Below are 20013 nucleotides of genomic sequence, written 5' to 3'. Positions count from 1 at the left end.
GTTTTCGGAAAAGGCCTTCCTCCCTGTTTCAATTGATCTTTCACCGACTTTGAATTCACCTGGACAACATCGCGTACTTCGTCGAATGCGTCGCCGCTTTGCCGCCATTGTTTCCAACGGAACACTGGCGTGCTTAGCATCGAGCGGGTTGACCTCCCCTCATGTGGAGGTCAAATTGCCGGGTGGGCTGTTCAGGCGACAAGCACAGGCGAACTCATTATGCTCACAGCGCCGCTACGCTTTGCCGGCCGATTGCGCCGCTACATTTCCCGCCGCCTTTACGGCGATCCCGACTCCTATCTTGAACTATGTTCCGGCGTGATTCATGTCGGGGCAAATGCTGGCCAGGAACGAGACCTCTATGCCCGACACAAACTCAAGGTGGCGTGGATAGAACCTGTCCCGGAGCAATTTGAAATGCTTCGACAAAACATCCGTTCGCTGCCTGACCAGCGGGCAATCAACGCGCTGATCGCCGATACTGATGGCAAGCCCTATACTTTCCATGTCTCGAACAATGATGGCCTGTCATCGTCCATTCTGGATTTGCATGACCACAAGGACATTTGGCCGGATGTGCGCTACGTCCGCGACATAACGATTCGTTCTTCAACGTTGAAAACGGCTCTTGAAATGTGGCAGGTCGATCCCGGGCAATACGATGCCCTTGTGTTGGACACCCAGGGCTCGGAGTTGCTGGTTCTGCGGGGTGCGCAAGAAATCTTGCGGCAATTCAGATTCATCAAGGCCGAAGCGGCGGACTTCGAGTCATATCGGAATTGTGCGACCGTTGATCAAATATGCTCGTATCTGAAAGCTTTTGGCTTTCAGGTGAGACGCGAGGACCGGTTTGCGAAGCGTGCATCTGGTGGCGCCTATTTCGACATCTTGTTCGAACGCGTCTAAGGCTGAGGTCACCGAATGACGCCAACCTGCCGGCTTTGGTCCGAGCGGATATTATCTGCTGATTACTTCTCCGCGCCTGGCGGGTCAGGCCCGACTTCTCCTTCGCGTATCCGCCGACACTAGCCCCTGCCTCGCCGCCGCCCCACGAACAGCCGAAAACGGACAAACTCCCCGAACGAAATGCGTGGTACTGATTGTTCGCGCGTTTCTAGATGCAATGTGCACAGCAATAGACATGCAGCCCGTATCGCGAGCGGCGACCCATTTCAGACCTGATGTCGAGGGGCTAAGGGCGATCGCAGTTCTATCAGTGGTCGCCTTTCATTACGGAGTTCCGGGCTTAACCGGCGGATTTGTCGGTGTAGACGTGTTCTTCGTCATATCCGGCTTCCTGATCACGCAACTTCTGCTTCGGGAGATAGCCGCGACCGGGAAAGTCGATTTGCTTGGCTTCTATGGTCGCAGGGCTAAGAGACTCTTGCCTGCCGCCTTCGCGGTCACGCTAGCGACCTTGATCATTGGATACTTCGTGTTGGCGCCGTTTGAACAGAAGGAGATGGCCAAGTCGGCCGTAGCTTCAGCGCTGTATGCCGCCAATGTTTGGCTCCTCCGCCAATCCATGAACTATTTCGCCCCCGAAAGTTCGCTCAATCCCTTCCTTCATACGTGGTCGCTTTCAGTCGAGGAACAATTTTACTTGGTCTGGCCCGCGTTTCTCCTCATTGTCGGTCGTTTCAGCCAAAAGATCATCCTGCTAGCTTTGCTGATCGTAGTGTTCGGATCGTTCGCTGGCTGCATCTACCTGACCTACGGCGAGCAAGCTTGGGCGTTCTATCTCGCGCCCCCTCGGGCGTGGGAGTTTGGAGCAGGAGCTCTGATCGCAACAAGACCCTTCGAGCGCTGGGCAAAGCAGCCTGGCTCGAGTTCAATCGTTGGATGGTTGTCATTCGCACTTCTCATCCTGTCATTCTTTGTTATCGACGGCTTCATGGCGTTCCCGGGAGTAGTTGCCGTTTTTCCAGTGGCAGCTACGGCACTGCTGCTGCTCACGGGGAACAATCCTGCTGGACCGTCGGCTTTGCTCAGGACGCATCCGTTTCAGTTCTTCGGTGCCCGGTCCTACGCCATTTACCTCTGGCATTGGCCGATTGCAGTTCTTGGTACGGTGCTTGTTGGCAGCACGGCACTCGCCAATTGCCTTTTCTTTGTCATGACAATCGTTCTCTCGTCGCTCAGCCTCGCCTGGCTCGAATACCCCATCAGAGCTAGTCACTGGCTGGCACAACGATCTGTACGATCAATAGTCATGGGCGGCGCCGTTACGTTAACCGCCACAGTTGCCGGCATCCTTTCGTTCGCGATTGCGCAGTACGTCACGAATGGCGCGCAAGCGAAGATAGTTGCTTCGACTTCGAAATATTCGCTCTCGAGCGAGAGTGGTTGTCTGGCCGGGTTCACCACACAAAGCCCCATCCGCTGCGTGTTCGGCCCATCCAGCTATACAAAGACAATTGTGCTGTTGGGAGATTCTCACGCCGATCAATGGACGACCGCGCTCGCGGCCATTGCCGAACAGAGAGGATGGCGGCTTATTACCTACCTGAAGGCCTCGTGTCCTATCGCCGACATCCCGGTTTCCAAGGTATACAGTTTGCGACTTCGTCGGCTTTCGCCCCAGTGCGCAAGCTGGCGCGAGCAGGCAATCGCGATGATAAAAACTCAAGATAGCCCTGACGCGATACTGTTGGCGCAGTTTTCGAACGGAAACGTCAAGGGACCATTCACCAATCTGGGACCTCACGCAGTGAGCATTGAGACCTGGGAGCGTGGATTATTTGGAGCGCTCAAGGAACTCGAACCGGTCAACGCCAAGCTCATTGTGATCCGCGACAATCCCACTCCTTACCACCCGGTCGGCAATTGTCTTGCTCGGGCGGAATGGCGGCGCTTACCATTAGCACCTGCAGTCGCAGTCTTTCGCTCACTACAAGCAACGAAGTGTTCGAAGCAGAGCAACGCGCCGTCTCGTCCATCAACAACGCGCGCATGATCGACCTAACATCGTCGATTTGCACAGGCTTGGTATGTCCGGCCATTCGCGACGGCGTCGTTGTCTATAGAGACGCAAACCATCTCACGGTCGATTTCACACTAGTGCTTATGGATCGTCTCGCCGCAGAACTAATAGCCGCCTTCTGAGCAAGATCGTGTCGGTCAAGCATCGCGCGAGCGAGACTCGGGTATGAGCGCTCATCGCGGCGCTTACTTCCGGCTAGTCTCGGTCGACAAAGCTATCGCAGCGCAGCTGGTTGAGGCTAGACACCTCAGGGCGCACGAACCGCATCCTCCACCGGCAATGCAACGTTGTCGTTAGCGCCTGCCGAGCCGCTTTCCTCGTTCCCAGTTGAGTTGGACTCGCCTGCCATGACTTCCGCCCACCGCCGAACTATGGTCCACCGATCCCATCGCTCGAGGGCGCGCTTTCGTCCTTCATCGCCGTAACGCCGGCGGAGTGCGGGCGCCTCACTGAGCTGGCAGATCGCAACTTCCAGAGCTGACAAATCTCCCGGCGGAATCACGAGACCGGCGCCGGTCACTTCCGCCGCCAGCCCCGTACCTTCTTCGGCCATCGCTATGACCGGCCGCGCGGACGCGAAGATCGCACCAAGTTTCGAGGGCAACACCAGATCGGCCGCCTCGGCCCTCTGCGGAATGAGATGAAAATCGGCCGTCGCCATCAATTCGTTGAAGCTCTCGTTGGGCTGAAGTCCGAAAAAATGGACGTTGGAATGTCCGGCGCCCATCTGCTCGAGCCTCGTTTTGTGCGGCCCCTCGCCGGCAAGAATAAAGTGAACATTTGGATGGCTTTGCTCCAAGCTGACTGCAGCCTCGATTACGAGATCGAGCCCCTGCTTGTTCGACATCGTTCCAGAGTAGAGCGCAACAATATCGCCCTCGCCAAGGTTTAACTGCCGGCGGTATTTTGTCATTCGTGATCCGGGGCAGACCGCGCTGGTATCAATCCAGTTTCTGACCTCAAGCGCTTTGTTGGGCGTTAGCCCCTTGATCGCCAGGCGCAGCAGCATCGCCTCAGAAATAGTTGAGACGCGATCGAAGGATTTGAGGATTGCAGCTTCCGTTCTCAACATCCACTTGCGCAGTGAATGGTTGCGCAGCAGACCAAGATCGAATGCCGCGTCGACCTCGAAGTCCTGCACATGAAGCCATGATTTGGCACCGACGCGACGAGCGACGAACGAGACGAAGGCAGCCGACATCAGCGATGGCGCGACAGCGATCATAACGTCTGGTCGCCAAGATAGCGCCTCGAAGAGGACCGGCGCCGCGCTTGTGAGCGCGAACGAAGCATGATGGACCAGCCGTTTAGCGCCCGAGGGATGTCCGGGCACGTAAATGGGCGCACGTGTTACTCGAACACCGTTGATATCTCTCGATCTGAAGTACGACGATTTGAACGCGGGAGGGATCTTCCAGGCCGGATAATAGGGAGGCGCCGTAATGACTCGAACTTCATGACCGTCGGCTGCCAAACTTTCGCAGAGCTCGGCGTTGTATTTCGCAACGCCGATCAGATCTGGGGCATAGTTGATGCCCACCAAGAGAACACGCATAAAGCCCCGCCCAAGTCAAAGTTCAGAATAAAAAGCTTTGTTGTAGTCTAAGTAGTCTACTCAGCGCGTTGCGCTGACTTCCAGATGACGTCCGTAGCCTTCCAAGAAATCTGCGTATGCGGCCGCGAGACCGGCCTGCAAAGCGACGTTCGGTCGCCAACCAAGCTCTCGAATTCTCGAGCTATCGAGCAGCTTGCGTGGCGTTCCATCAGGCTTGGAGATATCGAACGCGAGCTTGCCTCCGTAACCCACGACCTCCGCGACGGTCGTCGCAAATTCGGCAATCGACAATTCGTCGCCACTGCCGACGTTTATCGGCAGGTCGCTCGAATAATTCTTCAGAAGGAAAACGCAGGCATCCGCGAAATCGTCGACGTTGAGAAACTCGCGAAGTGGTGTACCGGTGCCCCATACGGAGACGCTTGGCGCATTGGCGATCTTGGCTTCGTGGAAGCGCCGGATCAGCGCTGCAGGGACGTGACTATGGTCCGGATGATAATTGTCGCCCCGGCCGTAGAGATTGGTCGGCATCACCGAGATGAAATCATCGCCATATTGCCGACGATACGCCTGGCACATCTTGAGGCCGGCAATCTTGGCGATTGCATACCACTCGTTGGTCGGCTCGAGCGGCCCCGTCAGCAATTCGCTTTCGGCGATCGGTTGCTTGGCGTGCTTGGGATAGATGCAGGACGAGCCGAGGAACAACAGTCGCTGCACGCCAACCGTGTGACTTGCGCGGATGACGTTCAATTCCACCGCAAGATTGTCGCATAGAAAGTCGACCGGGAAACTGTTGTTGGCTGCGATACCGCCGACCTTTGCAGCGGCGTGAACCACAACGTCGGGACGATTGGCCTGAAGCCATTTCAGCGTGGGCTCTTCCTTTGTGAGGTCCAGCTCACGCCGGTCGGCAACCAGCAGGGTGCAATTCTCTGATGCAAGCCTTCGGACGACAGCTGATCCGACCATGCCGCGGTGACCCGCGACAAAGACACGTTTGCCCGTGAGATCGTAGGTTGAAACCCCTGTCATCGTATCCTCTACCAGCGACCGATTGGCCGGATCACCACTCCCAGGAAATCCGGCCCACCGCCGCCTTAAGCAATCACGCTGCCGATGCAGCCCCGCCGATCTGGTAACACAATCTTCACCATGCGAAAGCCTATCCCGGCCCGACAAAGATATTCATGGTGAACCTGCGCTGCGCGCACAAAAGAGCAGCACTCTGCGAAACAAAAACGAGCAAGGCAGCCGCATGAGCTGTGCGGCTGCCTTTAAATCTTTGCAAGAAACGGCGGCCGCCGCTTGTTCAGCCCAAGCTTAGTATGCCCGACGGAGGACAGGGCCGACAGGCGCGCAAACGCGGTCCATGTACCAGCCATAGGGCGTCTCGACCCGCACCAGGGGGCAACGGCGCACCGGCACATAGCGGTACGGGTACGGCTGCGCCCAGAACGTAACGGGCGTCACCTGGCTCTCGCCCGTGAGCAGGGCTGCCGGTGCGGGCATCTGCATTGCGGCGCTTGCTCCGCTCGCCGCGCCGAGGGTAACTGTTGCGGCCAAAAGACCTGCTCGCATCAACGTCTTAAACATCCAAAAAGCTCCTCGCCCCTGCGGATTTGATCCCCGTGCTCGTCAGACCCCAGCCGGCCGACGTCGCGGTCCGCGACTAGCCCAAATAGTGAACCGAACTTTACCAAGGCGATCGGTAGAAAAGCAACCGATGCCACGGCGGCCAAAGGCCTCTTGGGTCGATATGGCGCACAGGTGTGGCTTCTTGGTCCTACTTTTCCTCGCTCCAGGCACCCGGGGCGGCGAGGTCGGGTGAACGGCGGTACACATCCCGAAGGAACTGGTAGTTGACCGTCTGTGCCAGCGGCACGTCTTCCTCGCCGAGCTTGGCGAAAATGAGAATATCCCGGAGCGTCCGCCAGCGGCTTTCGTCGTAGTCGCCAATACGACCGCCCGTCGGCAGCACCAACGGCCGCTGCTGCTGCAGCTCGAATTTCAGCCGCTCAGAGCTCAGCCTGGTCGGGCCGGCGCCGGCGAGAACGGGCACGCTCCGTGCATAGTCCGCGTAGGTAAATTGCCATCCTCGAATGAGGCCCTGAAGGATGTCGGCAATCATGGATGGCTGTTCATGGACGAGACCATTGCTCGCGAAGTAGACCAAGCCAGGGACATGGATGCCGTAGTCTTGCGGCTTGATGACATTCAGCTTCACGAAAGCCGAACTGGAGGGATCGGCTTGCTCGTCGATTGCGGTGATGATCGCATCCACCTCCCCGGCCCGCAGAGCCTCGAAGCTGTCGCGGCCTGGGACCTTGGTGATCTGACTCCGGGGAAGCCCGAGCTGCGCCATCATGGCATCGAAAACGACGTCTCCCTCGCTCGCCCTGCGGTATCCGACCCGCTTTCCGACCAGATCAGCCGGTCGCCGCAATCCCGAGGCTTCGAGCGCAAAAATCGCGACAGAAGTATCGAGAAAACTCGCAGCAAAGGCGGTCACGGGCACGCCACGCCAGCTCGCCAGCAAGAACTTCTGGCCGCTCGTCACGCCGATGGCATGTTGGCGTGCAATGGTTTGGACGAAGTCAGGGTCTTCAGGCTGGGCCGACACCTCAATACGGGAGGAGAAGTATCCCTGTCTGGATGCAGCGAGTTCGCCGGCAAACCTCGCGCCATATGGCCCGTCCAGGAGAAGCTTGACTGCGGCGGCCCTGGAAGCTGTCGGAGCTCGCATGGGCGCCCTATCGGGACGGAGAACGAGGAGCGCGATTCCTACCAACGCGACGACTGCAAGGCCAATGGCGAGGTACCGCTTCCCTCTCGGCCGAGGTCGCCGCCGGGACTGGGTTCGAGGCAACGAGAACTTCCTAACGGGTTGTGAAATTTAACATATCAGTCACGAGGCGAGATGCGCTACAATGCAAGCTTGTGGGGTAAGGTTAATTTTTCCTTCGCCTTGTTCTAACAGCGATTTTGACCGATAGCACGGCGCGTTCGGGCAATGAATATTGTGTCAATGGGTTTGGCAGGATGACTATTCTTTCCACGCGACCGGTGCCCGCCGCTGATTCGGCGGGGGAAATTGGCGTGGTCGCGCCAGTCGCATCCACATCTACAGGCTTTGCGCCGAGCTGGTTGCGCCCTGTGGTTGTGGAACGTTCGATGGCGGTGATCGATGCGGCGCTGATCGTGGTCAGCGGGATCGGCTGCGCGGTCGGCTATCACGTCGCGACCGCCGGCACGCTCGGCAAGGCCGACGTCTATGCGGCGGCCAGCCTGCTCGTCGCCATCAATTTCGTGCTTCTGACCATCGTGCAGCAGGGCTATCGCCTCAAGAACATCACGAACCTGCCGCGCACGTTCCGGATGACGCTGACGACGTGGACCTTTCTGTTCGGCGCGCTGCTGGCGATCGCCTTCACGATGAAGGTCAGCGACGAATTCTCCCGCGGCACCACGATCTCGTTCTATCTGGTCGGCCTCGCCGTCCTCATCGCCTGGAAGACAGCCGCCGCGCGCTGGACCGCGCATGCCTTGCGCACCGGCGCCTTCGCCAACGGCCGGGCGATCATGATCGCCGAGTTCGGCCTTGCCACCTCGTCCAACGCGGTCGACGACCTCGGCCAGCACGGCTACCGCCTGATGCGGGTGATGGAGGTGCGGCCCAAGGAGCTCGATTCGCCGCTGCTGCTATCTTCGCTGGCGCCGCGCTTCGAGGAGCTGATCAGTTACGCGCGCGAGCACCGGATCGAGCACGTCTTCCTGCTGATCAACTGGAGCCGGCAGCATGCGATCGACAGCATTCTGGACGTGCTGAAGATCCTCCCCGTTCCGGTGCATCTGGTGCCGGACGCCAACACGGCGCGCTTCCTGCGCTATCCGCTTGAAGGCACCGACAACACCTTCACCGCCGAGCTGCGCCGCGCCCCGCTCTCTTATCGCGAACGCGCGCTCAAGCGCGCGCTGGACCTCGTCGGCGCGAGCCTTGCGCTGCTGGTGTTCGCGCCGGTGATGCTGGTGACGGCGATCGTGATCAAGCTGACCTCGAAGGGCCCGGTGTTCTTCCGCCAGACCCGCCACGGCTTTGGCGGGCGCGCGTTCAGGATCTTCAAGTTCCGCACCATGCGCGTGCTCGAGGACGGCCCGACGATCGTGCAGGCGCAGAAGAACGACCCGCGCGTCACGCCAATCGGCAAATGGCTGCGAAAAACCTCGATCGACGAGCTGCCGCAGCTCCTCAACGTGCTCAAGGGCGACATGTCGCTGGTCGGCCCCCGCCCGCACGCGGCCGCCCACAACACCGAATATGAGCAGATCATCGGCAACTACGCCTTCCGCCACCACGTCAAGCCCGGCATCACCGGCTGGGCCCAGGTTAATGGTTATCGCGGAGAAACCCGCACGCTTGAGCTGATGCAGAAGCGCGTGGAGCATGACCTGTGGTACATCAATAATTGGAGCTTGTGGTTGGACGTGAGGATTCTGCTGGGAACGGCGGTCGTCACTTTCGCCCGCCCTACTGCCTATTGAATTGCGAGATCGTCATGACTTTCGACGAGCGACCGAGGTTTCAGGACCTCTCGCGCTCCAAAGTGCCGCCCGGATTCAGAGGACGTTCGGGGGTGACCGTGCTGCTGTGGCAAACGGTGCAACAAACTCTGTTCGCATGGTCTCCCCAGCCTGCTTATGGCTGGCGGCGGTGGCTGCTGCGGCTGTTTGGGGCGGAGGTGGGTAAGGGAGTGCTTGTCAGGCCGACGGCGCGCGTGACCTACCCCTGGAAAGTGAAGCTGGGCGATCACTGCTGGATCGGCGACAACGCCGAGCTTTACAGCCTCGGGGCAATCACGATCGGCAATAACGCAGTCGTCTCACAGCGCTCTTACGTGTGCGCTGCCACGCACGATTACAAAAACATCACCTTCCCGCTCGTCGCTAAGCCGGTGGTGATCGAGCGGGAGGCGTGGATCGCGGCCGATTGCTTCGTTGCGCCGGGAGTAACAATCGGTGCTGGCGCAGTTGTCGGGGCGCGAAGCACGATTCTACAATCTGTAGCTCCGGCAACGATCGTGGCGGGTCATCCCGCGGTCTGCAGGGGCTCGCGATCCACTTCAGCCGAACTCAAGAGCAGCTAGGCCAGCGCCGTGTTCTCGCGCTTTATTGCTTCGGATCTGATAGGATCAGTTCGAGCAGCTTCTGCTCAGCTGCAACAGAGGAGCTATGTTTTTCCATGAAGCTCCTCGCAACTGCACTGCGGATCTCTTCTCCCTCTCCAGCTCGAGTACGATCTGCCAACCACATAATATGGGGCACGGCTTCTTCTAGAAACGACTCAGGCGATCGCGCAACATGTGAGAGGCATCCGTTCATGTCCTCATCAACACACCCTCTAGCGATCGAGACTACCGGCACGCCGTGCGACAGAGCTTCGAACAGAACATTGGGCTGCGCTTCGTTCACGTACTTGGTTGGAAATACTAGCACTGAAAGTTGCGATAGGAACTCTTCTTTCTGGGCACCATACACTGGACCAAGCCAACGTACCCGCCCGCCGCAAGCGTCTAGACGGGCCTGTACAAATTCGGCCACCTCGTCGGAACTAGCCGGCCCAGCAATTGTGGCCCCAAAAGAAAGACCTTTCTTTGTGAGGATATCGATCAAATCGAAGAATTCGGAAATGCCTTTTTCAAACGAGAGATTGCTCAGGTATCCGAGGGTAAACTCCGTCGGCATCGGTGCAGAGATAGGAGCGCGCGCCTTAGCCACACGCCTTGCATTACTCAATACAAGTCCACTTGAATTTCGGCCATATCGAGCGCTAAATCCGGCTCTCATCCGCTCACAAAGGAATAAGTGCGTCGCAGACGGACGTGCGACGGCCTCGATCGCACGCATCAGCCAAGACGGTCGGTCGATATATGCAAATGAATGGTGGGACAGAAGGATTTTACGTACGCGTCTGAGACGCAGAATCGCGACAAACAGCAGATCGAACAGCAAACCTAATCCGCCGTCCAGGACTATAAAGACCGTGGCTCGCCGCCGTCCAATCAGGAGCCGCCATGCAACGTCAGCGCTATCGAAAGCCTTTCTGACATAGCCAAGTACACCCGCTTTCTCGTCTCGGCCGCTTCGCGTGAGATCCTCCAGGCCATATGGCTCAAGCCTCTTCGCAAGGTACAGTGAATAGGACGACTGTCCGGTTACGGGAGGTGGTGAAGGAGCAACAAGCGTTACTACGGGAAGGCTCGGAGAAGGTGCGATCGTAGAACTCATAAATACCCCAATGATATCGGCAACCCGTTGCTGCATGTTGTTGGCAATTATAGTCTATGAGGACGATACGCCTCCTCATTCGCCTGAGGCTTCAACGGAATGATTACTCTACTTCTGCTCTTGGAATTCGTGATTTGGACGGGATGCCTACTTCATTGTCGTGCGAACCGTCAGCTCAGCATCTTTCAACCGGTCAGCATCTTGCTCGGTTACCACCTGCTCTTTCATCTGCTGAAACCGTTTCTCTGGTATTACTTCAACCATAATCACGCATTTGAGTATATGCAATTTTATCCCAGCGAGGAGTCCGTCACAAATTCGATCTTCATCTCAATAGCTGGCTTGCTAAGCAGCTATTCAGCCTACGTTCTTCTCTTTAGGTACGACAACGATACGGTTCGAGCGAAACTTGCTGCAGCAATCAGCTCCGCACGGATTTCTGTCACCACACGTGCCGCTATTCTGGTGGTTATGGCTCTTTCATTTGGGGCTTTCGTTCAGCGGCTTAGAGGCTACTTAGGTGAGGATGTTGGAGTTAGGCTCGTTCAAGACGCTCGGACCGGTGTCCAAGTTTTTTCCGAAGGCAGCGGTTGGTGGTTCGAGCTCTCCTCAGCCTACGTTTTCTGCGGGATTTATCTCTGGATGACTTCCAGATTTTCTCGACCGTGGGCGGTTGCCATGTCCACGCTCGGATTCCTTTGGTTGACCGTTGGACGATCCAGATTCGTCTTCGTGTATTGGGCTATCACCGTGTTGATCCTGGTGTTGATACGGTCAAAGTTGAACGCCCGAAAGCTCCTCGTCTTTGCCCCATTGGCGGCCATCTTGATCACCTCCTTCGTGCTTCTCGGGCAGAACCGCGCGGCAATAAGAGAAATGGTCTTGGGTGGAGACAGCAAGCCGCAGGTGAGTGATACTTGGAATCGGGCCTCCCCCCTCGACACTCTCGACATGTCAACGTTCGAAGTACAGACGGCACTGATCGATGCAGTTCCGCGGCTTACCGACTCCTTCAGCTATTTTACTCAGCATCTTCGTATCCTTACCGAGCCGATACCGCGCGCGCTGTGGAGCGACAAGCCTCTCGGCAATCCTATCGAGTTCTTCGACATAAACCGCTTTGTAAATCTCACCAGCCTCTCGACGGGTTGGTACGGAGAGGGATGGTTGAGCTACGGCATCTTGGGGGTGCTGACTACATGCGTTATCTACGTAGCGCTATCGTCGTTCGCGCTTCGTATACTCCTGATGAATGGGGGCCCCAACGCTGCCTTTGTGTACATCGTGCTGATACCTCTTCACCTGCAGTGGATGCGCGACGGCGTACTGATCTCGATCCTGAAGTTCACTCTTTTTCTTACGCTGCCGGCGATCATTGCGGCCGTCGTGGCAAAATCGACCAGGACGGATCGAAACTTCTCTGCAAAAAGACAACAATTTCCCACTTCTAGGTCGCAGATTTAGCCCACGGACATGCTTGTCTTTTCCAAATGCCGGCGCGACTGGCGCCAAATAAGTGCTCGTGCAACGCGAACTGCGGGTCTCTTAGCCTGTGCAATACATCTGAGCTCCCTAGCGGCCCATGCGGGAGAAGCGCCGAGAAAGACGGTGCTTGCACATTACATGGCCTGCTGCCCACAGGCCGGTTTGCAGTCATCGACGCGACAGTACGAGGACGAGATACGCGCCGCCAACGAGAACGGAATCGACGGTTTCGCAATAAACTTCGGCTCTTACGTGCGAAGCCCGTCACATCTACAGGTTATTGAGAGGCTGTACGCAGCCGCCGCCCACTTTCCGAATTTCAATCTACTGTTGTCATTCGACCAAAGCAGCCCAAGCGAGGCGGTGGAGCTGATCATGAAATATGCGTCAAACCCCAATTCTCTTCGGAAAAACGGACGCTTGGTTGTGTCGGGATGGGGGCAAACGCCCCACTGGGCGACAGAAGTTCGCGAGAGAGCAAGAGCTCACGGAATCGAGATCTTTCTAGTCCCTCACATGAACTATCCTTGCTTACGCCCAGAATAACTTTCTCTTCAGAAACGAGTGACACATACGTCGCTAGGATAGTACTGCAGCAAGCTCCCGATATCGACGGATTTTTCTCGTTTGGGGCCGGCGGGCCCTACAATGAAATGGCTCGGTCAATTCGAGAGATATCGCCGTTGATGCATAAAAATGGGAAGCTGTTCATGGCAGGGATTGCCCCCTTCTATCGAGGCTTAGGAAACAACTTTCGCGTTTTCGAAAGCAACGGATTCGAGGGGATGCAGAAGAGATGGCTCGCAGCTATCGAAGCCGACGCAGATTGGGTCGAGTTAGTCACTTGGAACGACTGGAGCGAAGCGACCTATTTGAAACCGTTTGGCAGGCCTCAAGAGAGCATTTGGAAACACCCAGCCTGGCGCTCTTTGCCTGACCATGGCGCGTTTCTACAGGCTAGTCGGTTCTATTTGGATTGGTTTAAAACGGGGGCCCCGCCTCCTATCCAAAGAGATCGAATATTCTACTTCTATCAACTGCACCCCAGGTCGGCCGAGGGTACAAGAGATTTTAGTTCGCTTGATCGAGGCCGCCCGAAGTTCTGGGAGCAACTCACCGATCAATTTCACCTTGCAACATTTCTAACTTCACCAGCTCACCTGAGCGTCAGAATTGGTGATCACTCTCATTCTCTAAATTTGCCAGCGGGAGCTCAGCTTGTATCAGTACCGATGAGTCTCGGCAGAGTTGTGCTTCGCGTAGAACGAGGAGACAAGCTGTTGGGAGAGGCAGAGCTGCCTTTTCCCATTAGGTCAGACGCTGGAACTGAGAACTTTAACTATTTTACGGGAGAACTCGCGCTCGACGCGTGGCGGTCGGCACCTTGAGCCCACCAAGTTCAGAACATGGATCCAGCGGCAAGTGAGAAATTCTATGTTAGATAAGGCACGGACGACGCCCAACGAGGGCCCGAACAGTCCCGGATACATCGTAAACTTTTTGCGGGATCGAGATTCCTATGTCATCCCACGCGCGCTCGCTTCTCGAGATCAGTTGGCTCGTCTCGTTACAGATATTTATTTCTCGAAAGGACCGGCGTGGCGCCGACGATTACTGTCACGCCTTGCCGATCACCACAGCCGAGATATAGATCCAGAATATGTCGAAGAAAGCTTTGGAGCGGCAGCAGTCCAGTTTCTGGGTGGCCGCAAGCTAAGGAGAGCCATCGACACACAGCATGTTGCAGAGAGACTGTTGGCGCGCAAAACTGCTCAAGTGTGGAAGCGTCGTCCAGCCGACCTACTCTTGTACTCTGGATATGCTCGCGATGCGTTCCGTGCCGCTAAGGATTCGAAATCACTAAAAATTCTATTTCTTTATCATCCTCATTACCGAATTATTCGTGACCTGCTTCGAGCCGACGCCGAACGTTTCCCAGAATCGGCAAAAGCGCAAGAATCCGATCAGGAGGTAACTACATGGTGGCGATGGAAGTTTGCTGACGAGGAGATTTCGCTAGCGGATGGCGTTATTACGGCAAGTCAATTTTCAGGACAAAGCCTGATCCATGCTGGATTCAAGAAGCCAACTACGGTTGTCCCGTACTTTTCAAAACTGCGGACCGACACGTTCGACCTCAGCGATAAAGAAGGAAGCAAGTGCCGCTTTCTTTTTGTCGGTCAAGGCGTCGTTCGCAAAGGCCTCCATCATCTGTTCCGCGCGTGGCGTGAAGCAAAGCTCGAGAATGCGGAACTGACTTGCGTGTGTGGGTATATAAACCCAGGCCTCGTCGGCTGCATTCCTCCGGACGTAACGTTAAGGCGCCATCTCAGCTATGACGAACTCCAAAAGGAATATTCGAGATCCCATGTGTTTGTGATGCCCTCTATTATCGAAGGCTTTGGCCTCGTTTACAATGAGGCTCGCAGCTACGGGAACTTCATCATCTACACACCAAACACCGGCGGGCCTGACATGAACATCGACGAGAGAAGCGGCAAGATGGTCCAGGCTGGAAACATATCAGAGCTCACCACCGTGCTCGCAGAAACGAATCATCTTTTTCATCGCGGCGAACTCGACTTTGCGCATATCGCAAGGAATGCGCACGGCCGCAATTGGGAGCAATACGTGTCAGAACTATTCGCAGCTTGCGAGGCGCTTAGAGCGCCTCAACTCTGAACTCTTCATCCAAAAACTTGTACACATCGCGACCGCAATGATCCCTTGTGATGTCGTAAAAGCGCCAACCGCGCCCCATGCACCGGCATAACGAACCGACAAGAACATGAGCACTAGCGTGGGGACGACTGCGTAAAAATCGATTTTGCTAGTTATCAGGGGTTTGCGCATTGCGAGAGCATGCGCTGATATGAGTGATTTCACTGAAGCAAAGGCCATTCCAATTACGAGATAGGGAGCGAGATCTCCAGCCATTGCGAACTTGTGACCAAAAATCGCAATTACTAGCCACTTTCCGACTATGAAGCTTGCCAAGACCGCGGTAGCCGCCCCCACAACGATCAAAGCTGCAGATCGAGTTTCAATCAGAGACGATGTCTTCGAATAGAAGTTCTGCGCAATGCGAGAGAAATAGAGCTGCACAATGGTCTGCGAGTATGCGTTAAAGACTTGAGCAAACGAAACCGAGACAATGTACTGCGCCAGAATCTCGGGGGTGGCCAACGCACCGACTATGAGCTTATCAGCATTGTCTCTAATGAGGTTCGATACTCGTCCGCCAGAGGTCTGAGTTCCAAGTACAAGAATTTCCTTCATTTCAGCCCAGCGAGGCTTTTCCAAAAAGGCTGATAGGCTGATTTGCCAACAGCCGACGACGGCGGCAACAACGTGGGCCGCCACGATAGAGAGAGCGAACAAGAAGATGGATGGAATTTCGACAGTCAGAAAGCACGCCAAGGCGAGCGGCTGTATAACTTGAACGAGCAGACGCTGGACGTTCCACGACTTGGTAAGGCCGGCACCAGCGAACCATGCCACAAAGGAAATCGTGATGTAGTTGAGGACTGGATAGCAAGTGAAGACGAGGTATGCCCGGTACTGATCTGGGGACGAGATTGGCGCCATGATCGGGTAGACTACCAACCACGAAAGCGATCCTATTGCGCCATATGCGATCGATAACGCAACGTAATTCGTGTGGACAAATCCCTCGGATTTAGTGGCAGCCTTGTACGAAACGGCTTCACTGATCCCAAAGGATAGCAGAGTGGCGACGACCATCGATAGCGTCACTTGGTACGCCAATATTCCCCGGTCGTAGGGACCCAATAGTCGTGCGGCGGCTACGCCATAGCCCAAGTTCGCCAATTGAATCAACGCCGTGCTAAGCAGCGAGTATATGAGCTTGGCCACAGCGATGCCTAGTTACTTCTGAGTTAGTACATATCTGAAGAACTTGATGCCTCTCATCACGCCAAGTATCGTGTCGACGCGCTTGTATCCCGGTACGTCAAATTGCTTGCACTGTTCTGAACCAAAGTAACACGCTTTCACTTTGATCAGACGCGGACAGCTATTTTTCACGCTAACGACGTGTTCGAGCATGTCCGGATTGATCGTTTGCGGTCGCGCTGCAGCTTCGGCATCAAGACACGGTCGACCAAGTCCATCCTTGATGATTGCGCTTGCTTGATCGGCAGGTCCCTGAATTGTCAAACTCGTTCTTGGAGGGTCGGACTGGCCGTAAGCGGCTGAGAGAGTACCAACCAGCACTCCAGCTATCATCCAGTGTGTACGAAATTTCATTAGCGCCAAGGCCTCTCATCATATGCGACACCGGGAATATTCAATTTGATACCTTCCGCCGACAGACGGTTATAGAGAAGCTGCTTTGAAGCGACGTCCACGTCACGCAAGGCCGTCAATAAGCGGTCTCTTTGTGCCCAGCCTGCACCCATTAGATTGAGGGCTGCGCTTTCGGTGAAATCTGAGTCGACCAATTCCGCGAACTCGGAAACCACAAGGTTCTGAGTCACATCACCAAGCAATACAAAAGCTGCCAGCGCAACTCGATTGCGTCGAAGTGCAATCCAGCCTTCGTTTGGTCCAGACGCATACGATTGACCGAGATAGCCGAGATTTCTTTGATCGAAGCCGGTGCGCGCGTTTGTCACCGAATATAGCATTAGCCATAGAAACGAATCGGTGGGGATCACGAAGAGCGCCGCCCTGAGCTTGTTCTCAGCGCCCTCGATCTCGCGATCAGCCTCGCCCAGGCTCTTTCTCTGCGCCGCCTCCTCAGCTGTACGCAACGTTAGCAGCGCCTCGAACTGCGCGAACTCCGGCTGAGCGATCGACGGTCGCGGAGCGGCTGTCATGCGGGTCAACAGACTCGGCAGAACGCCTGGCTTAAACCGGTCATCGGCGATGATCCGTGCTGATACCTCGCGAGCCGACGCCGTCAGCCAGAATGAGGGTAACGCGGCAACTGACCAGAGAGCGCCAAGGAGGCCGAAAACCAACGATAGTGCGCGCAACGAAGCCTGTTGCACCAAGTGACGGTTACTCAACATACCCATAACGGGCGTAATACTTCTGATAGTAATAGCGGCCGTGATAGGACTCATATCGTGCCAGCGCCTTGGTGTCGGCCTTGTTGAGGATCACGCCCAGCAGCTTGTCATGGATCTCGGGCGAGCTCCGCAAATTGTGCCTCACCACGTCAATCTTGGTCTTGCCCCACTCGACAACGAAGACATAGGAATCGACGAAGGATGAGGTAACACGCACGTCGACGACAGGAGCCATCGGCGGCATGTCGAGTACCACGTAGTCGTACTTCGACCGCAGCAGCGTGACGAGGGCGTGCATGGCCTTCGAAGCGAGGATCTCGTTCGTGTGCAGCAGTTTCGAGGTCGTCCCTGCCGGCAGGATCGCGAGCTTGGTCTCGGCATCAATGATCAGCGCTTCCTCAAGTTGAGCCTTCTGGGCTACGACCTCGACAAGACCAATCTTGGCATCAGGCACCAGCGCGCGCGATAGCGAGGGGTTGCGCAGGTCGGAGTCAACGAGGATGACGCGCGCACCGCTATGCGCGATCAGTTGGGCGAGATTCGTCGATAGCGTGCTCTTGCCCTCGTTTGGCAGGGTCGAGGTCACCGCGAGCACGCGGTTCTCCCGCACGATCGAATTGAGGTCCACGGCCACCTTCAGCGAGCGCACCGCTTCCGCAAAGCGCGACAGCGGATTCCCAACGACGTAGCGCAACAGATCAGGCTGCGGATTCTCCTTGTTCTTGGCCAGCTTGCCGCCGAGCATAGCTGGCGCAGCAGCCCCGCCTAGCGCCGGTAGGATCGCGATACAGTTCGCGCCCAGTACGTCCTCCACCTGTCCGGTGGTCCGGAACACTTTGTCAGCAGACTCACGCGCGATCGCTGCGCCAAAGCTAAGTAGGAACCCGCCGAAAAGCGTCAACGCCAGGATGATCAGGGTCTTTGGATAGCTCTTCTTCAGCGGCGTAGTAGCAGCGCTGATCACGCGCGCCTCGGTGATCGGGAACGACTGCTGCTGCACGCTTTCCATATAGCGCTGCAGGAAATTGTCATACATCGCCTGGTAGGACTGAGCGTTGCTCTCGAGTTCGCGGAGCTGCACCTGCGCCTGGTTTGTGAGCTGCGATTCCGAGACAACGTTGTTCAGGCTGGACTTGATGCTCTCCTCGCGCGTTACCGCGATGTCGTAATCGCTCTTGTAGGATTCCTGGATGCGCTTCAACTCATCGATGATATTCTTCTTGATCTCGGCCATCTGCCGGCGGAGGTTGACGGCGGCAAGGTGATCCGAGCCGTACTTCATCGACCAGATCGATTCCTTCGAGGCCATATCAACATACTGCCCGCGCAACTTGACGATGGTGTCGTTCTTCAGCGCGTCGGCGACACTCGCGTCTGGAATCTCCTGCTTCAGGATATCGTTGATGCGGTCCATCCGCGCCTTGGCCTCGGCCGTTGAGGCATGCGCCAGCACGAGCTGGCTGTTGACCTCGGCGAGCTGCTGCTCGTTCATCAGCCGCCCGCCACTATCGACAATGTTGTTGGCGATCTTGAAATCCACCACCGCCTTCTGCGCGGCGGAGGCCTGGGTGCGCAACTCTTTGATGCGGTCTTGAAGCCAGACGCTGGCGCGGCGCGTCGCCTGGTATTTCGCCTCGAGCTGGTCGACAATGTAGGCGTCGGCGATTGCGTTGGCGATCTTGGCTGCCTTCTGTGGATCGTACGAGGTGAAGCCGATCTCCATGACGTAGGTGAGGCCAAGCCGCTTGATGGTGCGGTTCTTCTCAAAGCGCTCCAGCGCTTTGCGTGTCAGTTCGAACTCCGAACTCGCATTGCCACTAGCAAAGATCCAGGAAATGGTATCGATCATAGCTCCGAGAAGACCGCCGCCGGCGCCGGTGAATTCGGGATCGTCGATCAGATGCATGTCCCGAATGACCGCGAGGCTGATGTTCTCGGATTTCAGGATCTCGACCTGTGTTTCCACGGTCGCCGAATCGATCGCGATGTCGCCGAGCACCGATTGCTGCTGGAACAGCTGCACCTTGCGGGTGTCGATCACCATCGACGCGGTGGAGGTGAATTGTGGCGCGGCGGTGAAGAGATAGAGCAGCGCCAGGATCACGCAGGCCGAGACGATCGCGACGATGGTCGGGAACTGGCGCCTGATGATGTCGATATAGGAGGTGAACGTCTGGGCCGGAGAGCCTTCAACCTCGGCGTAGTCGCGGTTGATCTCCGACGACGGCTTATTCACCTGCAGCATTGCGCAATTCCTGAAATCGTCCAGCGACTGGTTCTGGAGGATGGCATTGGGATGAGAAAGTCACGCGAGCAAAAGCACTCGAAAGAACCGGTAGTTGAGGGCGAATATAACACGCGGCAAAACGCGGCTGAACTCAATTGATGCAGCGCAGCGGTGTGCGCACATTATAATTTGTGTGGAAGCTTAACGGGCGAAACGCAAAACGGCGCTGCGAAGCGCCGTTCCGTTGTGGGTCGGTCCAGCCGGACCGCTCCTTGAAGCCCGTCTGTGCTCAGCGGCGCTGGCTGACGGCGTTCGTCGTACCGCTAACACCGTTGTTCGCGTTCGGCGTCACCGTCGTCGCATAGTGCAGGCCGCCGAAGGTGCCGAGGCTGCCGCCCTGTCCGCCGTTGGCGAAGCCGCCGCCGACCGGGCCGCCCGCGCC

General features: G+C 56.6%; 16 protein-coding genes. 9 read left to right on the top strand and 7 right to left on the bottom strand.

The window, feature by feature from the left end:
• Positions 1 to 219: 219 nt before the first annotated feature.
• The 3 genes from CWO91_RS30175 (at position 220) to CWO91_RS45585 (ending at position 3105) form a co-directional block, all read left to right on the top strand.
• Positions 220 to 906 (top strand): FkbM family methyltransferase, encoded by a 687-nt coding sequence (locus tag CWO91_RS30175; protein ID WP_130218820.1) that lies wholly within the window; start codon positions 220 to 222, stop codon positions 904 to 906.
• Between the two features lie 235 nt (positions 907 to 1141).
• A complete protein-coding gene (locus CWO91_RS30170; protein WP_165405822.1) occupies positions 1142 to 2956 on the top strand; it encodes an acyltransferase family protein in 1815 nt (604 codons plus the stop codon).
• On the top strand, positions 2845 to 3105 hold the full coding sequence (locus tag CWO91_RS45585; RefSeq protein ID WP_433995586.1) for an SGNH hydrolase domain-containing protein: 261 nt from the start codon (positions 2845 to 2847) through the stop codon (positions 3103 to 3105). Before CWO91_RS30170 ends, CWO91_RS45585 begins: the two co-directional genes overlap by 112 nt.
• Before the next feature lie 125 nt (positions 3106 to 3230).
• On the opposite strand, the gene CWO91_RS30165 is transcribed toward CWO91_RS45585, so the two are convergent.
• The 3 genes from CWO91_RS30165 to CWO91_RS30150 all read right to left on the bottom strand — a co-directional run bounded on the left by CWO91_RS30165 (position 3231) and on the right by CWO91_RS30150 (position 7284).
• Positions 3231 to 4538 carry a WcaI family glycosyltransferase gene (locus CWO91_RS30165; protein ID WP_130218816.1) on the bottom strand — a complete coding sequence of 436 codons (1308 nt, stop codon included), beginning with the start codon at positions 4536 to 4538 and terminating at the stop codon, positions 3231 to 3233.
• Between the two features lie 60 nt (positions 4539 to 4598).
• Positions 4599 to 5573, bottom strand: a complete 975-nt coding sequence (locus CWO91_RS30160; protein ID WP_130218840.1) for a GDP-L-fucose synthase family protein — start codon at positions 5571 to 5573, stop codon at positions 4599 to 4601.
• 751 nt (positions 5574 to 6324) lie between these two features.
• Positions 6325 to 7284 carry an ABC transporter substrate-binding protein gene (locus CWO91_RS30150; protein ID WP_245471426.1) on the bottom strand — a complete coding sequence of 320 codons (960 nt, stop codon included), beginning with the start codon at positions 7282 to 7284 and terminating at the stop codon, positions 6325 to 6327.
• A 428-nt stretch (positions 7285 to 7712) separates the two neighbouring features.
• Between CWO91_RS30150 and CWO91_RS30145 the strand changes: the two genes are divergently transcribed.
• Positions 7713 to 9080: an undecaprenyl-phosphate glucose phosphotransferase gene (locus CWO91_RS30145; protein WP_130218812.1), complete on the top strand. Its 1368-nt coding sequence runs from the start codon at positions 7713 to 7715 to the stop codon at positions 9078 to 9080.
• A gap of 14 nt (positions 9081 to 9094) precedes the next feature.
• Positions 9095 to 9682 carry a WcaF family extracellular polysaccharide biosynthesis acetyltransferase gene (locus tag CWO91_RS30140; protein WP_130218810.1) on the top strand — a complete coding sequence of 196 codons (588 nt, stop codon included), beginning with the start codon at positions 9095 to 9097 and terminating at the stop codon, positions 9680 to 9682.
• 22 nt (positions 9683 to 9704) lie between these two features.
• Here CWO91_RS30140 and CWO91_RS30135 read toward each other — a convergent pair whose 3' ends face one another.
• Positions 9705 to 10547, bottom strand: coding sequence for a glycosyltransferase family 4 protein (locus CWO91_RS30135; RefSeq protein WP_165405821.1), 843 nt, complete (start codon positions 10545 to 10547; stop codon positions 9705 to 9707).
• 477 nt (positions 10548 to 11024) lie between these two features.
• On the opposite strand from CWO91_RS30135, the gene CWO91_RS30130 reads away from it, so the two are divergent.
• From CWO91_RS30130 to CWO91_RS30115, 4 genes are all read left to right on the top strand, one after another.
• Entirely contained in the window at positions 11025 to 12287 is a 1263-nt protein-coding gene (locus CWO91_RS30130) for a hypothetical protein (RefSeq protein WP_130218806.1), read from the top strand.
• A gap of 9 nt (positions 12288 to 12296) precedes the next feature.
• Positions 12297 to 12854: an endo-1,3-alpha-glucanase family glycosylhydrolase gene (locus tag CWO91_RS45580; protein WP_130218804.1), complete on the top strand. Its 558-nt coding sequence runs from the start codon at positions 12297 to 12299 to the stop codon at positions 12852 to 12854.
• Positions 12743 to 13696 carry an endo-1,3-alpha-glucanase family glycosylhydrolase gene (locus CWO91_RS45575; protein WP_130218802.1) on the top strand — a complete coding sequence of 318 codons (954 nt, stop codon included), beginning with the start codon at positions 12743 to 12745 and terminating at the stop codon, positions 13694 to 13696. Before CWO91_RS45580 ends, CWO91_RS45575 begins: the two co-directional genes overlap by 112 nt.
• 166 nt (positions 13697 to 13862) lie before the next feature.
• The gene (locus tag CWO91_RS30115; RefSeq protein ID WP_165405818.1) at positions 13863 to 14990 is read left to right on the top strand and encodes a glycosyltransferase family 4 protein; all 1128 of its coding nucleotides are present in this window, start codon (positions 13863 to 13865) and stop codon (positions 14988 to 14990) included.
• On the opposite strand, the gene CWO91_RS30110 is transcribed toward CWO91_RS30115, so the two are convergent.
• From CWO91_RS30110 to CWO91_RS30100, 3 genes are all read right to left on the bottom strand, one after another.
• On the bottom strand, positions 14949 to 16184 hold the full coding sequence (locus CWO91_RS30110) for a lipopolysaccharide biosynthesis protein (protein WP_165405817.1): 1236 nt from the start codon (positions 16182 to 16184) through the stop codon (positions 14949 to 14951). The two genes, CWO91_RS30115 and CWO91_RS30110, sit on opposite strands and share 42 nt — an antisense overlap.
• A gap of 392 nt (positions 16185 to 16576) precedes the next feature.
• Positions 16577 to 17350 carry a hypothetical protein gene (locus CWO91_RS30105; RefSeq protein WP_130218796.1) on the bottom strand — a complete coding sequence of 258 codons (774 nt, stop codon included), beginning with the start codon at positions 17348 to 17350 and terminating at the stop codon, positions 16577 to 16579.
• On the bottom strand, positions 17334 to 19589 hold the full coding sequence (locus tag CWO91_RS30100) for a polysaccharide biosynthesis tyrosine autokinase (RefSeq protein ID WP_130218794.1): 2256 nt from the start codon (positions 19587 to 19589) through the stop codon (positions 17334 to 17336). The genes CWO91_RS30105 and CWO91_RS30100 overlap by 17 nt, the downstream gene beginning before the upstream one ends.
• Between the last annotated feature and the right edge of the window lie 424 nt (positions 19590 to 20013).

The sequence above is a fragment of the Bradyrhizobium genosp. SA-3 genome, assembly GCF_004212635.1.
Lineage (GTDB): Bacteria > Pseudomonadota > Alphaproteobacteria > Rhizobiales > Xanthobacteraceae > Bradyrhizobium.
Note: the sequence above shows the minus strand (reverse complement) of the source record. Positions and strands in the feature narration are given on the sequence as shown.

Coding starts and splice junctions, on each gene's coding strand:
- CWO91_RS30145 (WP_130218812.1), top strand. CDS start 7,713: ATGGCGGTGATCGATGCGGCGCTGATCGTGGTCAGCGGGATCGGCTGC.
- CWO91_RS30175 (WP_130218820.1), top strand. CDS start 220: ATGCTCACAGCGCCGCTACGCTTTGCCGGCCGATTGCGCCGCTACATT.
- CWO91_RS30140 (WP_130218810.1), top strand. CDS start 9,095: ATGACTTTCGACGAGCGACCGAGGTTTCAGGACCTCTCGCGCTCCAAA.
- CWO91_RS30100 (WP_130218794.1), bottom strand. CDS start 19,589: ATGCTGCAGGTGAATAAGCCGTCGTCGGAGATCAACCGCGACTACGCC.
- CWO91_RS30160 (WP_130218840.1), bottom strand. CDS start 5,573: ATGACAGGGGTTTCAACCTACGATCTCACGGGCAAACGTGTCTTTGTC.
- CWO91_RS45575 (WP_130218802.1), top strand. CDS start 12,743: ATGGGGGCAAACGCCCCACTGGGCGACAGAAGTTCGCGAGAGAGCAAG.
- CWO91_RS30165 (WP_130218816.1), bottom strand. CDS start 4,538: ATGCGTGTTCTCTTGGTGGGCATCAACTATGCCCCAGATCTGATCGGC.
- CWO91_RS30170 (WP_165405822.1), top strand. CDS start 1,142: ATGCAGCCCGTATCGCGAGCGGCGACCCATTTCAGACCTGATGTCGAG.
- CWO91_RS45580 (WP_130218804.1), top strand. CDS start 12,297: ATGCTTGTCTTTTCCAAATGCCGGCGCGACTGGCGCCAAATAAGTGCT.
- CWO91_RS30105 (WP_130218796.1), bottom strand. CDS start 17,350: ATGGGTATGTTGAGTAACCGTCACTTGGTGCAACAGGCTTCGTTGCGC.
- CWO91_RS30150 (WP_245471426.1), bottom strand. CDS start 7,284: ATGCGAGCTCCGACAGCTTCCAGGGCCGCCGCAGTCAAGCTTCTCCTG.
- CWO91_RS45585 (WP_433995586.1), top strand. CDS start 2,845: ATGGCGGCGCTTACCATTAGCACCTGCAGTCGCAGTCTTTCGCTCACT.